Source organism: Nocardiopsis sp. M1B1 (genome assembly GCF_052466615.1).
The window spans coordinates 5,611,182-5,625,123 of the sequence record NZ_CP196194.1 but is presented as its reverse complement, the minus strand read 5'-3'; the positions used below and the strand labels follow the sequence as shown (position 1 = coordinate 5,625,123).

Below are 13,942 nucleotides of genomic sequence, written 5' to 3'. Positions count from 1 at the left end.
CGCGCATTTCCCTATTATGCGCGCCGGATGTCCCAAGGTTGGTCGAAAATACGCTAATCACATAACGGGCAAAAGGTTCAATTCGCCATCTTGGTACTTTTCTTTACACTTACATGGTGATAGTGGGAAGCTTGCTGCGGGTTCCGCGTCGCCCGGATCGTGCCCCCCGGTGAACAGTGTGGCGGAGAAAATGGGACGATTCATTGCAAAACGTTTGGTGAGTCGGTGCCAGGACGGCGAAGCGTGGAGCCGAGGTGCCCGCCACCGGCCCCGAGAGCGAGGAGAACGTACGTGAACCCCGACAGTTCGCCACCGCCCTGGAGGCCGCCGGGTGCGCACCCGCCCCGGGGAGGACCGCCTCCCCACGGAGCCGGGTACCCACAGGGCGCACAGGGTCCTCAGGTTCCCCAGGGCCCGCAGGGACCGCAGGGGCCCTACGGACAGCCGCCCCAGCCTCCCCAGCCGCCCCGCCCGGGCCGCTACGGCACCGGTCTGGTGGCCGTGCTCGCCGTGATCGCGGTGCTGGCGGGCGCGTCCTTCCTCGGCGGAGGCCTCGCCGTCGGCGGCAGGCTGACCGGTCTCTTCGCCGCGGTCAGGGACTCCGAGTCCTCGGCGCGGCCCAGTGACGAGCCGACCCGGGAGGCGCCGACCGGGGACCCCGCCCCCACCGCCGCCCCCGAGCCCACCGAGGAGCCCTCCGCGGAGCCGACGGACGAGCCGACCCCGGGGGCGGAGAACCTCATCAGCTCGGAGGAGCTGATCGACGAACTGCGCCGCGACTTCGAGATCGACGCCCGCCTGGACATCACCGACGAGGTCTGCGGCTCGGACCCCGGAGCCGAGGAGACGACCCTCTTCCAGTGCACCTCGTCGATGGACACCAACCTGGTGCGGGTGGCCGCCTTCGAGAGCTCCGGGATCGCGATGATCGCCGCGATGGCCATGCAGGAGAGCGAGGAGAACACCGCGGCGGACATCCAGGACGCCTGCCACTTCGTGCTGGTGTGGTTCGAGGAGAGCGGCCTGGACCAGCAGGAGCGCGACGACATGGCCGAGGCCACACGCGAGATCGTGGGCTGCCCCTGACCCGCCCGGGTCGGGGCGCCGGACCCCGTGGGGGCGGCCGGTGCGGCGCCGGGGCCCGCGAAGCGCGACGGCCGGACGGCCTCCCGACACCGCGTGCGCGGAGTCGGGAGGCCGTCCGGCCGCCTTCGGGGACAGCCCTGCGAGGCCGGCCCCGGTGTCAGGAGTCCGAGCCGGGGGAGTCCGTGCCCGCCGTCCCCCCGCGCCCGCGGCCCAGGTAGAGCGCGGCCCCGCCCGCCGCCACGGCGACCACGGCCGCCGCCACCAGGCCGAGCAGCGCGCCGCCCGTGCGCGGCAGTGAGCCGTCGGCGCCGCCGCCGGGCTTGCCGGAGCCGTCGTCCGGTCCGTCCGTGGCGGGCGGGTCCGTCGGGTCCGGGCCCGGACCGCCGTCCGGGTCGGTGGGCCTGTCGGTGGGTTCGCCTGTCGGCGGGTCGGTGGGCGTTCCGCCGCCGTCACCGTCGGGAACGGTGGCCCGCTCGCCCACCACGATGCGGCCGGAACCGCCCTCGGGGTAGGCGGCCCCGGTCACCCGGCCCTCCAGCGTTCCGGTGAGCAGGCCCTCCAGTGCGGCCTGGTAGGTCGCGCCCACCACGGTGAAGTCCGCCCCGCGGAACGGGTACATGTCGCCGCCCCGGGCGGAGAAGTCGTTGGTCACGACCGTGATCGGGTCGCCGTCCACGACCTCGCCGTCCTCCACGAGCACCGTTCCGTCGTGCAGGATCGCGCCGCGGACCCGCTCGCCGGGCGTGGTCACGGTGCCCTCCTCGTCCACCACCTGCGCCGTGCGCTCGGGGTCGTAGGCGAAGTTGACCCCGGCGACCTGCATGAACGCGCCGCTGGCCGCGGGAGCAGCGGCCACGCCCTGCTCCAGCAGCTCCTTGACCTGCGAGCGCGGGATGTCGGGGACCACCGCCACCTGGTTGGCGAACGGGGCGATCGAGTAGGTGTCCAGCGCGGTCAGCGGACCGGCCGGGATCACCGATGCGTTGCGGATGCCGCCGCCGTTCTGGATGCCGATCCGCGGAGCGGGCACGCCGTACTCACCGGCGTTGCGTATGCCGGTGTCCAGCAGCGCGTCGGCCACCAGGTTGCCCAGGTTGGTCTCCTGGGTGCGCACGCCGGGGTTCTGGACGCCGTTGAGGTCGACCTCGCTGGCGGCCACCTCCGTCTCCGCCAGGCCCGCCACGTACTCCGACACGGGCGCGGTGACCCGCGACTCCACCTCGGGGTGGGGCTCCGCCGCGTCCTCGCCGACGCCGGAGACCCGGACCGGTCCCGAGCGCTCGGAGACCGACACCAGGTCGCCTCCGTCGAAGTTCACGACCAGGCGGCCCACGTACTTGTAGTTCGACCCGGCGGTGACGATGGGCACCTCGACGCCCTCGGGGTTGGTGGCCATGAGCGGGTAGGTCAGCGGCTCGCCGCTCTCCGGGTGCGCCGTGACCTCGTCGCCGGGCACCAGGGCGTCCTCGGGGCCCGCCATCACCTCGTGTCCGCCGCCCGCGACGATGACGTCGACGCCGGTCAGCTGGCGGGCCACGCGCTCCTCGTAGGCGATTCCCTGGAGGTGCGAGAGGAGGATGACCTTGTCCACGCCCTCGGCGGTCAGCCGGTCGACCTCGGCCTGCACGGGGGCGACGAGGTCCTCCACCACCACGTCACGGGGACTGGTGACGGTGTCCAGCGGCGGGTACAGCGCGCCCACGACGCCGACCTCGTGGCCGGAGGCCTCCACCACGGTGCTGGGCGCGATCCGGCCCGCGTCCGCCAGGGCGGCCAGGCGCGGCTCGGCGGACACGTCCACGTTGGCGGCGACCACCGCCGCGTCCCCGCCCAGCTGTTCGAGGAAGTCGGCGTACACGTCCGGGCCGAAGTCGAACTCGTGGTTGCCCATGGAGACCGCGTCGTAGTCCGCGTGGTCGGCGGCGATGGCGTCGTAGAAGGGGGCGCCCTCCTCCCGGGAGGCGGCGAACTCCGGCCCCGGCAGGTACATGTCCCCCGCGTTGACCGTGACGACGCCGCGCTCGTCGGCCTCGTCCTCCCCGGCCGCGGCGCCGCCGCCCTCGGCCTCGCGCAGCCGGTCGAGCAGCGTCGTGAAGCGGGCGGCGCCGCCGAAGTCCTCCTGCCCGGAGGCGGACAGAAGCTGGGACTCGGGGTCGTTCGCGTGCAGGATCGTCAGGGTGAAGTCGGCGCCGTCCCCCGGGTTCATGGGGACGGACGCTCCGGCCGCGGGGGCGGACGGCACCACCAGGGCGCCGGTCAGCACCAGCGCGGCCGAGGCGCGCACGAGTCTGGACATCGTTGCGGGGCTCCTTCGCGGGCGGGGACGGGGGATCCGCCGGGGCGGACGGGGGCGGGCGGACAGGCCCGGAGGGGTTCACACTAGAGCCGCCGGGGCCGGGGGCACATGGTTCCCACGGTTACGATTTGCAGAATCCGCGGTTCCGATACCGGCTTTCGGCCTGCCCGTATCGCGCTCCGTTACCGGACGGCTCCCGTGGTCCGCCCGGAGCCGCGCCTCGCGCGCCCCGGAGCCCTACCATTGGGTGGGACAAGCCGTCTCGACATCCCTCGGAGGACGTCCGTGTTTTCCTCTGGCCAGGACCCGTACGACCCCAACGGGACACAGGGCGCGGGCGGCGTCCCGCCGTACGGTGCGCCCGGCTCCGGGGCCGGTTTCGGCGCACTCCACCCCGACGCCCCCCTCCCCCGGAAGGTGGCCGTCGTCCGCGCCCTGATGTTCGTGGGCGGCGCCTGCGGCCTGGCCCTGTCCGGGCTCTTCCTCATGGGCCTCAGCGTCCCGGCCGACGCGATGGACGAGGCGATGAGCCAGCAGGCCGAGCTCGCCGCCCAAGAGGGGCTGGAGCTCGCCGTCAGCGCCGAGGCCATGCGCGCCATGATGGTCGTCATGGCGGCGGTCACGGGCGTGTACGGGCTGCTGTCCACGCTCCTGGCGGGCAGGATCCGGCGCCGCACGGTCGGCGTGTTCTGGGGCGTGGTGCTCTTCCAGGGCGCGGCGGGCGCGCTCCTGCTGTGGACCGTGCTGTCCGGGGACATCCTGGCGCTCGTCCCGCTGGGCTTCGCGGTCATGATGGTGGCGTACATGCTCTCCCGCGAGGGCCGCGCCCACTACGGGCTCCTCTGACCGGGGACTGTCCACAGCCCCCTCAGCCCTCCCCGCGGCCGAACAGCCCGGCCCGCGGGGGCCGCGGCGGGCTCACCGCCACCTCGGTCCACCGCCGCTCCAGCAGCCCCCGCACGGCCGCCGCACCCGTGACGGCCGCGTCCCCGCCCTCCCCGGACGCGCGCACCCCGCCCCCGGCGTTCTCCAGGCCCAGGGCGGCGCGCAGCAGCCCGGCGGAGTCGGGCCGCTCCTCGGGGTCCTTGGACATCGCGGCCAGCACCAGCCGTTCCAGGCCGGGCGGCAGGTACTCCAGGTCCGGCTCCTCGAACATCACGCGCCGGGCCATCTCCTTGGCCCCCGCCCGCCCGAACGGGTCGTGCCCGGCCGCCGCGAAGGCCACCGTCGCGCCCCACAGGAACACGTCCGCGCTCTGCGCGGTGGGCTGGCGCCGGTACTGCTCGGGGCTGATCCACCCCGGGGTGCCCAGCCGGTCGACCCGCTCGCTGACCCGCTCATCGGCCAGCCCCTCCGGAGAGGGCAGCCCCAGGTCCCGGTAGGCGCGGCGCATCCGCCGCAGACGTATCCACTTGGTGGGGTCGGGGTCCTCCACCGGGTGCGCGATCCCGAAGTCCAGCAGTTTGGGCCCCCTGCCCGAGAGCACCACGTTGCTGGGCTTGAGGTCGCGGTGGACCACCCCGGCCGCGTGGACGGCCCGCAGCGCCTCGGCGGTGCCCACGGCCAGACCCAGGAGCATCCCCCCGCGCAGACGGCCGTACCGCTCCACGTGGTGGCGCAGGGTGGGCCCCGGAACGTACTCGGTGATCATCCACGGCCGCGGCGCCTCCACGTCGGCGCGCACGAACCGCGCCACTGAGGGGCTGTTCACCCTGGCCAGGAGGCGTGCCTCGTGCGCGAAGCGCTCCCGGAAGCGCCGGTCCGCCGCCTGCTCGGCGTGGACGACCTTGACCGCCAGGTAGCCGTGCACGCCGGGGGAGTCAGCGGCGTAGACCGTGCCCATCCCCCCGGAGCCGATCCGCCCCCGCACCCGGTGCCCGCCGATCTCGCGGGGGTCCTCCGGCTCCAGGGGGTCGAGTCTGCGCACGCCTCGCGCCTTCATGGGGACTCCCTCTTCACCGGGGACACGTCCCACCGGGGACGCAGGGGACGCGATCCTATCCGCCGCCGGCGCGGCGACGCGGGTCCGCGCGGTCGAAAACCCCTACACGACAGGAGGTTTCAGTATAAAGATGTCGTAAAGCCCATGCGTGGTCACGCGCCCGAACCGGGAAGGACACGATGGAGCTCACCCTCTCCGGCGGGTACAACGTCATCCTCACCTCCGACATGCGCCGGTCGATCCGCCTCGCCGCGCCCCTGGGCGACCGGCGGGACGTGTGGTGCCCCGACGTCCGCAAGCCCGGGGAGAGCGCACCCCTCATCGCCCAGGGCCTGGCCGAACGCGACGCCCACGGGGTGCTCGTCCTCACCGGGCGCGGAGACGAGGTGCGGTCCCTGCTCCTGCCGCTGGCCGGCCTGGTCGGCGAACTCGGACACGAGGGCAGGCCCACGCTCGACCCCTCCCTACCCGAGGAGCGGGCCCGGAGGCTGAGTCTGGCCCTGGAGGCGGTGCGCGGCGGACGCCCCCGGCGCGGCACCGGCGGGAACGAACGGAACAGGGCGTTCGCACGGGTGGCCTACGCGCTCTTCTGGGCCCTCGCCGTGTGCTGGATGGTCCTGGACCTGCCCTTGGGCGCCGAGATCACCTTTCTGGCGGCGTCCGGCCTCGCGGTGGCGGGCGCGGCACTGGCCCGCACGCGCCACCAGCGCGCGGAGAGGGAGCGCGACCCCGTACGGATCGTGACGGCCTCGGAGGGGGAGTTCGTGTCCCCCGGAGCGCTCGACGAGGAGTCCCGCGCCCTCCTGGAGCGCGCGCAGAGGGCCGTGGACGCGGTCCTGGGCTCACCGCTGCACGAGCGCGGGCTCCTGCTGGACACCGTCCGCAACCGCGTGGTGCTGGCCGACGTGGAGTGGTCCCTCGCGCGCAGCCTCCTCCACCAGACCCGGGTCAGGGAGCGGATCGCCCGTACACCCACGCCCGGGGAGCGCAGCCGCGAGGCCGCCGCCCGCGCCGGTGCCGTCCTGGCCGCCGAGACGGCCGAGGTGACGGCGCGGGTCGCCGTCCTGGAGGACTACGCGGACCGCGTGCGCGCCGCCGAACTGGACGACCAGGACCGCAGGTCGGCCCGGGAGCTCGACGCGATCGCCGCCGAGGCGGCCGAGGCGTGCGCCGTGCACGAGCAGAGCGCCGAGACGCTCGACTCCCTCGTGCGGGCCCAGGAGCTGGCCCTGCGGGTGGCCGCGCTGGCCGACGACCAGGACTGAACCGCCCCCGCGCGGGTTGTCCACAGGCCGGAGCCGGGTCCGCCGAACGTCGGCGGTCTCTGGCACTGTCGTAGGGGAGGAAGGGAGCTCCGCATGACCCCCGGACAGTTCATCGACGCCGCCCTGTGGTTCCCCGAGGCCGGGGAGACCGAGCCCTTCGGCCCCGGCTACCTGGTCTACAAGGTGGCCGGGCAGAAGATGTTCGCCCTGCTCACGGGGGGAGACGACGGGGGCGGCCCCGCCACGGTCAACCTCAAGTGCGAACCGGAGCTGGCCCTGGAGCTGCGCGACCAGTTCCCCGCCGTCACGCCCGGGTACCACATGAACAAGAAGCACTGGAACTCCGTGCTCCTGGACGGCACGGTGCCCGGGGACGAGATCCTGGAGATGCTCAGACACTCCTACGTCCTGGTGGCGGGGAGCCTGCGCCGGGCCGACCGCGACCGCGTGCTCGCGGCGCTGGGCGACGGCGCGCCGGAGCCCGGCGGACCGGCCCCGCGGGCCCCGGAGAGGGTGTGAACGAGGAGAGGACGGCCACGTGCCCGACGCGACCTTCCGACCAGCCGTCGTCCAGGGCGTCCTGGAGCGGGTCACCTACGCCAACGAGGAGAACGGCTACACCGTCGCCAAGGTCGACACGGGCCGGGGCGCGCACGACCTCCTCACCGTCGTGGGCTCCCTCATGGGCGTCCAGCCCGGCGAGGCGCTGCGCATGCACGGCCGCTGGGGCTCCCACCCGCAGTACGGACGCCAGTTCCACGTGGACGACTACACGACCGTCCTGCCCGCCACGGTCCAGGGCATCCGCCGCTACCTCGGCTCCGGCCTGATCAAGGGGATCGGCCCCAAGATGGCCGAGCGGATCGTCGACCACTTCGGCACCGACGCCCTGGAGGTCATCGAGGAGCACCCCGAACGGCTCATCGAGGTCCCGGGCCTGGGTCCCAAGCGCACCCGGCTCATCGCCGACGCCTGGGAGGAGCAGAAGGCCATCAAGGAGGTGATGGTCTTCCTCCAGGGTGTGGAGGTCACCACCTCCCTGGCCGTGCGCATCTACAAGAAGTACGGCGACGCCTCCATCCAGATCGTGCAGAAGGAGCCCTACCGCCTGGCCACCGACGTGTGGGGGATCGGCTTCAAGACCGCCGACACCATCGCCCGCGCGGTCGGCATCCCGCACGACAGCCCGCAGCGGGTCATGGCGGGCATCCAGTTCACCCTCTCGGAGTCCACCGGCGACGGGCACGTCTACCTGCCCGAGGAGAAGCTCATCTCGGCGGCCGTGAAGATCCTCCATGTGGAGGCCGGGCTGGTGATCGAGTGCGTGGCCGAACTCGTGGCCACCGAGGGCGTGGTCCGCGAGACCGTGCCCGGGCCCGAGGGCGAGCCGGTGCGCGCCGTCTACCTGCTGCCCATGCACCGCGCCGAGATCGGCCTCGCCTCCGGCCTGCGCGGCCTGCTCCACGCCCCGGCGGACCGCATGCCCGCGTTCGCCGGGGTGGACTGGGACGTGGCCCTGGACTGGCTGCGCTCGCGCACGCGCGCCGACCTCGCCGAGGCCCAGAGGGAGGCCGTGCGGCTGGCCCTGTCGGAGAAGGTGTGCGTTCTCACCGGCGGGCCCGGCTGCGGCAAGTCCTTCACGGTCGCCTCCATCGTCACCATGGCCATGGCCAAGCACGCCACGATCGTCCTGGCCGCGCCCACCGGGCGCGCCGCCAAGCGCCTCACCGAGATGACCGGCATCGAGGCCCGCACGGTGCACCGGCTCCTCGAACTCCGCCCGGGCGGTGACGCCGCCTACGACCGCGACAACCCCCTCGACTGCGACCTGCTGGTGGTGGACGAGGCCTCCATGCTGGACGTGATCCTGGCCAACAAGCTGGTCAAGGCGGTCCCGCCCGGGGCGCACCTGCTGTTCGTCGGCGACGTGGACCAGCTGCCCTCGGTGGGCGCTGGCCAGGTGCTGCGCGACCTGCTGGACGGGGACTCGCCCGTGCCGAGCGTGCGCCTGACCCACGTCTTCCGCCAGGCCCAGCACTCCGGGGTGATCACCAACGCCCACCGGATCAACGGCGGCGAGCAGCCGGAGTTCCACGGCATGTCCGACTTCTTCCTCTTCCCGTGCGAGGAGTCCGAGGACACGGCCGAGATGACCGTGGACGTGGTCGCCCGCCGCATCCCGCGCCGGTTCGGCCTCGACCCGCGCCGGGACGTGCAGGTCCTCACCCCCATGAAGGGCGGCCCGGCCGGGGCCGCCAACCTCAACACGGCCCTCCAGGCCGCCGTGACCCCCTCCGGCGAGCACGTCCCCGAGCGCCGGTTCGGCGGGCGCGTCTTCCGCGTCGGCGACAAGGTCACCCAGGTCCGCAACAACTACGACAAGGGCGAGAACGGGGTGTTCAACGGAACGCTCGGCGTGGTCACGGGGCTCGACCCGGTCGCCCAGGAGGTCCTGGTCCGCACCGACGAGGACGAGGAGATCTCCTACGACTTCGCCGAACTCGACGAGCTCGCCCACGCCTACGCCATCACCGTGCACCGCTCCCAGGGCAGCGAGTACCCCGCGGTGGTCGTTCCGGTCACCACCAGCGCCTGGATGATGCTCCAGCGCAACCTGCTCTACACGGCCGTCACCAGGGCCAAGAAGCTGGTCGTCCTCGTCGGCTCCCGCCGCGCCCTGGCCCAGGCGGTGCGCAACGCCTCCTCCGGGCGCAGGCACACGGCCCTGGCGCACCGGCTGCGGACGGCCGGTCGGCCGCCGCAGGAGCCCCCTGCCCCGGACGCCCCCTGACCGCACGCCACGGGAAGAGAAGGTGAACGTTCGCCGATATCCCTCACGCGCGTCCGCCCGGCGGCATAGGCTCTGCCCGACCTTCCGGTTCGGGCGCGCGCGTCCCTCCCCGGCCGGACCGCCAGCCACATCGGAGGCCGACGCTCTTTCCACTCCCCCCGGAGAGCGGCGGCACCCCCGGGCGCCGGCCTCCCCGCGTCGGCGCCCGGGGCCCACGCCCGCCGCCCCGAAGGTCATCGGTCCTGGCTAGGCTCGCAACCGTGGAACAGCAGACCCTGATCGTGGTGGGCGCCGTCCTCGTCCGTGACGGCCGCGTCCTGGCAGCCCAGCGCGCCGAACCCGAGGCCCTGCGCGGCCGGTGGGAGTTCCCCGGCGGCAAGGTCGACCCGGGGGAGACCCCGGAGCAGGCCCTGGTCCGCGAGTGCCGCGAGGAACTCGGCGCCACCGTCCGCCCCCTACGCCAGCTCGGCGCGGACGCGCCCTTCCCCGCGCCCGCCAGGAGGCACACGCGCCCCGCCGTGCTGCGGCTCTGGCGCGTGGAACTGGTCGCGGGGGAGCCCCGGCCCCTGGAACACCTGTCCCTGCGCTGGCTCGCCGCCGACGAGCTGCGCGGACCGGACTGGCTGCCCGCCGACGTGCCCTTCCTCGACCTCGTCGAACCCCTGCTCGCCCCGGGCGCCGTCCCCCGTTCCTGACCTGCGCGGGCGAACGGGCGGACTCCGGCGCTGCCGCGCACTCCACCGGGTTCCGCCTTCTCCGGGTTCGTCTCCACGGCGCTCACCTTCACGGGGGCGTGCTTCCACCGGACCGTGACGGCGGCGGCCTGCACGTTTCCCCAGCAGTCCGCCATGACCGCATAAACTGGCGGTGGGCCGTGGCACTCCGCGGTTCTTCCCAGTACCAGGAGATCGAGCTTTCCCATGTCCAGCGCTACGCCCGTCGAGGGCTCCGCACGCCGCAGCGACCTCCGCAACGTCGCGATCGTGGCCCATGTGGACCACGGCAAGACGACCCTCGTTGACGCCATGCTCTGGCAGTCCGGTGTGTTCCGGGAGAACCAGGACGTCGACGACCGGGTGATGGACTCCAACGACTTGGAGCGCGAGAAGGGCATCACCATTCTCGCCAAGAACACGGCCGTCCACTACACCACGCCCGAGGGCGAGGACGTGGTCATCAACATCATCGACACCCCCGGCCACGCCGACTTCGGCGGCGAGGTCGAGCGCGGACTGTCGATGGTCGACGGCGTGGTCCTGCTCGTGGACGCCAGCGAGGGCCCCCTCCCGCAGACCCGCTTCGTGCTGCGCAAGGCCCTCCAGGCCAAGCTCCCCGTCATCCTCGTGATCAACAAGGTCGACCGGCCCGACAGCCGGATCGCCGAGGTCGTGGACGACACCTACGAGCTGTTCATGGACCTGGACGCCGACGAGTCGCAGATCGAGTTCCCGATCGTCTACGCCTGCGCCCGCGACGGCAAGGCCTCCCTGGAGCGCCCCGCCAACGGCACGGTGCCCGACAACGACAACCTCGTGCCGCTGTTCAGCACCATCCTGGACACCATCCCGGCCCCCGAGTACATCCCGGAGGCCCCGCTCCAGGCGCACGTGACCAACCTGGACGCCTCCCCGTTCCTGGGCCGCCTGGCGCTGTGCCGCATCCAGCAGGGCGAGCTGCGCAAGGGTCAGCAGGTCGCGTGGATCCGCACCGACGGCAGCACCCAGCAGGTCAAGATCACCGAGCTGCTCATGACCGAGGGCCTGGAGCGCAAGCCCGCAGAGAAGGCCGGGCCCGGCGACATCGTCGCCATCGCCGGTATCGAGGACATCATGATCGGCGAGACCCTCGCCGACCTGGAGAATCCGGTCCCGCTGCCGCTCATCCAGGTGGACGAGCCCGCCATCTCCATGACCATCGGCACCAACACCTCGCCGCTGGTCGGCAAGGTCAAGGGCGCCAAGGTCACCGCGCGCCTGGTCAAGGACCGCCTCGACAAGGAGCTCGTCGGCAACGTCTCCCTGCGGGTCCTGCCCACCGAGCGCCCCGACGCCTGGGAGGTGCAGGGCCGCGGCGAGCTGGCGCTGGCCATCCTGGTCGAGCAGATGCGCCGCGAGGGCTACGAGCTGACCGTCGGCAAGCCGCAGGTGGTCACCCGGGTCGTGGACGGCAAGGTGCACGAGCCCGTCGAGCGCCTCACCGTGGACGCCCCCGAGGAGTACATGGGCGCCATCACGCAGCTGCTCAGCATCCGCAAGGGCCGCATGGAGAACATGGTCAACCACGGCACCGGCTGGGTGCGCATGGACTGGCTGGTGCCCTCCCGCGGCCTCATCGGCTTCCGCACCGAGTTCCTCACCGAGACCCGCGGCACCGGCATCGCCCACCACGTCTTCGAGAAGTTCGAGCCGTGGTTCGGCGAGCTGCGCACCCGCCCCAACGGGTCGCTGGTGGCCGACCGCGCCGGCTCCGCCGTCGCGTTCGCGATGTTCAACCTCCAGGAGCGCGGCACGCTCTTCGTCGAGCCGGGCACCGAGGTCTACGAGGGCATGATCGTGGGCGAGAACTCGCGCGCCGACGACATGGACGTCAACATCACCAAGGAGAAGAAGCTCACCAACATGCGCTCGGCCACCGGCGACGAGCTGGTGCGCCTGGTGCCGCCGCGCAAGCTGTCCCTGGAGCAGGCCCTGGAGTTCTGCCGCGAGGACGAGTGCGTGGAGGTCACCCCCGAGCACGTGCGCATCCGCAAGGTCGTCCTGGACCAGAAGGAGCGCGGCCGCATGACGGCCAACAAGAAGCGCCAGCAGCAGTAGGCCCGCTGCAGCCGCCCGTGGGCGGGTCGCTCCGGCGGCCCGCCCACGGCGCGTTTTCCGGCCGGTCCCCTCGGGTAGACCCCTGAGCAGCATGAAGTCCGAGCCCACGTGTCCCCGCTGCGGGCGCGCGGTCCAGCCTCCGGGGCTGTGGACCAGCGCCTGGCAGTGTGACGCCCACGGCCCGGTGGCGCCCCTGCAGGAGGTGCGCGCCCCCGGGGCGGCCGCTCTGGAGGCACTCCTGCCCCAGGCGCACGTCCCGGTCTGGATCCCCTGGCCGCTGCCCGCCAACTGGGTGGTCACCGGCTTCGCCGAGGCCGGTGACGACCGCAGCGGCGCCCTCGCCACGGCCGTGGCCCTCTCCGGGCCCGACCTGGTCGGCGGCGTCGGCGAGGTGGTCATCGTCGCCGAGGACCCGGGGATCGGGCTCGGCGCCCGCCTCGCCGGGCTGGAAGGCCCCGACCCCGGCCACGGCTTCGATGCCTCCGCCGCCGACGCCAAGGTGCGCTTCGACGGCCACGAGATCGCCCTGTGGAGCCTGGACGTGGGCCCCGACCGCGCCGTCTACACCGGCGAGGCGCTCGCCCAGTGGCTGTGGCTGGTCTTCGCCTCCGCCGACACCGGCGTGCTCATGTGCGAGATCGGCTCCCTGCGGGACCTGCGCGACATCCGCGACGGCGGTCTCTCCCTGGAACCGCCCTTCGGCGCCCCCAGCCCGTTCCTCACCCGGGCCCTGGCGCCCCGGCGGGACGCGGACTGAACCGGCGAGGGGTTCCGCCCCGGCCGAGCGCGCCGGACCATGTCCTACGTACAATCGCCCGGTGACACGTATCGACCTGCACGCCCACAGCTCGGTCTCCGACGGAACCGACACACCCGCCGAAGTCGTCGAGCACGCGGTCGCCGCGGGTCTCGACGTGCTCGCCCTCACCGATCACGACACGGTCGGCGGCATCGGGGAGGCGGCCGAGCACCTGCCCCCCGGGTTCACCCTGGTCCCCGGGATGGAGCTCTCCTGCGCCCACGCCGGGTCCAGCGTCCACCTGGTGTGCTACCTGTTCGACCCCGAGGACCCCGCGCTCGACGGCGAACTGCGCCGGGTCCGCTCCGACCGCGCCTCCCGCGCCGAGGAGATGGTCCGCAAGCTCCACGAGCACGGGGTCGGCGTCACCTGGGAGCGGGTGCTGGAGATCGCGGGCGCCGGCCGCGACGAGTACGCCGACGCCAACACGATCGGCCGCCCGCACCTGGCCCGCGCGATCGTGGAGGCGGGTGCGGCCAAGGACGTGCAGGACGCCTTCGACCGCTGGATCGGCTCCGGCGGCCCGGCCTACGTCTCGCGGTACGCGATCGACCCGGTCCGCGCGGTGGAGCTGGTCCGGGCGGCGGGCGGGGTCTGCTCGCTGGCGCACCCGGGGCGGGCGGAGGGCGCCCTCAACGGCGCTGTCCCCCTCGAACTCGTGGAGCGCATGGCCGGGGCGGGACTGGGGGCCATCGAGGCCGACCACCCCTCGCACAACCGGCACCAGGCCCGCCACTGGCGGGGCGTGGCCGAGGAGCTGGGCGTGCTGGTCACCGGCTCCAGCGACGACCACGGAAGCCTCACCGGCCGCCGCCTGGGGTGCAGGACCACCGACCCGGAGGCGTTCGAACGGCTGGTGGCGCCCGCGACGGGGGTCCCCCTTCTACGAGGGTGAACCGCGTGTCGCCGCCACGGGGTCCGGTACGGTACCGACCACTGTGCGGGAGCGC

General features: G+C 73.3%; 11 protein-coding genes. 9 read left to right on the top strand and 2 right to left on the bottom strand.

All coding sequences use genetic code 11. The features are described 5' to 3' along the window. Positions 1-495 precede the first annotated feature (495 nt). Complete coding sequence (locus ACSTA4_RS24335) at positions 496-1,086, top strand: PT domain-containing protein (protein WP_444961155.1); 591 nt, start codon at positions 496-498, stop codon at positions 1,084-1,086. A 157-nt stretch (positions 1,087-1,243) separates the two neighbouring features. On the opposite strand, the gene ACSTA4_RS24330 is transcribed toward ACSTA4_RS24335, so the two are convergent. Next, on the bottom strand, positions 1,244-3,382 hold the full coding sequence (locus ACSTA4_RS24330) for a bifunctional metallophosphatase/5'-nucleotidase (RefSeq protein ID WP_444961154.1): 2,139 nt from the start codon (positions 3,380-3,382) through the stop codon (positions 1,244-1,246). 285 nt (positions 3,383-3,667) lie between these two features. On the opposite strand from ACSTA4_RS24330, the gene ACSTA4_RS24325 reads away from it, so the two are divergent. Further along, positions 3,668-4,228, top strand: coding sequence for a hypothetical protein (locus ACSTA4_RS24325; RefSeq protein ID WP_444961153.1), 561 nt, complete (start codon positions 3,668-3,670; stop codon positions 4,226-4,228). 22 nt (positions 4,229-4,250) lie between these two features. Here the strand turns inward: ACSTA4_RS24325 and ACSTA4_RS24320 are convergent, their stop codons facing one another. Beyond that, complete coding sequence (locus tag ACSTA4_RS24320; protein WP_444961152.1) at positions 4,251-5,324, bottom strand: serine/threonine-protein kinase; 1,074 nt, start codon at positions 5,322-5,324, stop codon at positions 4,251-4,253. Between the two features lie 179 nt (positions 5,325-5,503). Between ACSTA4_RS24320 and ACSTA4_RS24315 the strand changes: the two genes are divergently transcribed. From ACSTA4_RS24315 to ACSTA4_RS24285, 7 genes are all read left to right on the top strand, one after another. After that, the gene (locus tag ACSTA4_RS24315) at positions 5,504-6,589 is read left to right on the top strand and encodes a hypothetical protein (RefSeq protein WP_444961151.1); all 1,086 of its coding nucleotides are present in this window, start codon (positions 5,504-5,506) and stop codon (positions 6,587-6,589) included. A 93-nt stretch (positions 6,590-6,682) separates the two neighbouring features. After that, positions 6,683-7,108 (top strand): MmcQ/YjbR family DNA-binding protein, encoded by a 426-nt coding sequence (locus ACSTA4_RS24310; protein ID WP_444961150.1) that lies wholly within the window; start codon positions 6,683-6,685, stop codon positions 7,106-7,108. 19 nt (positions 7,109-7,127) lie between these two features. Next, positions 7,128-9,380: an SF1B family DNA helicase RecD2 gene (gene recD2 / locus ACSTA4_RS24305; protein ID WP_444961149.1), complete on the top strand. Its 2,253-nt coding sequence runs from the start codon at positions 7,128-7,130 to the stop codon at positions 9,378-9,380. A gap of 260 nt (positions 9,381-9,640) precedes the next feature. Beyond that, positions 9,641-10,075 (top strand): (deoxy)nucleoside triphosphate pyrophosphohydrolase, encoded by a 435-nt coding sequence (locus ACSTA4_RS24300; protein WP_444961148.1) that lies wholly within the window; start codon positions 9,641-9,643, stop codon positions 10,073-10,075. 225 nt (positions 10,076-10,300) lie between these two features. Then, on the top strand, positions 10,301-12,193 hold the full coding sequence (gene typA, locus ACSTA4_RS24295) for a translational GTPase TypA (protein ID WP_013154841.1): 1,893 nt from the start codon (positions 10,301-10,303) through the stop codon (positions 12,191-12,193). Positions 12,194-12,284: 91 nt separating this feature from the next. Further along, complete coding sequence (locus tag ACSTA4_RS24290) at positions 12,285-12,950, top strand: DUF6758 family protein (RefSeq protein WP_444961147.1); 666 nt, start codon at positions 12,285-12,287, stop codon at positions 12,948-12,950. Positions 12,951-13,011: 61 nt separating this feature from the next. Beyond that, positions 13,012-13,887 carry a PHP domain-containing protein gene (locus ACSTA4_RS24285; RefSeq protein ID WP_248771930.1) on the top strand — a complete coding sequence of 292 codons (876 nt, stop codon included), beginning with the start codon at positions 13,012-13,014 and terminating at the stop codon, positions 13,885-13,887. Positions 13,888-13,942 lie beyond the last annotated feature (55 nt).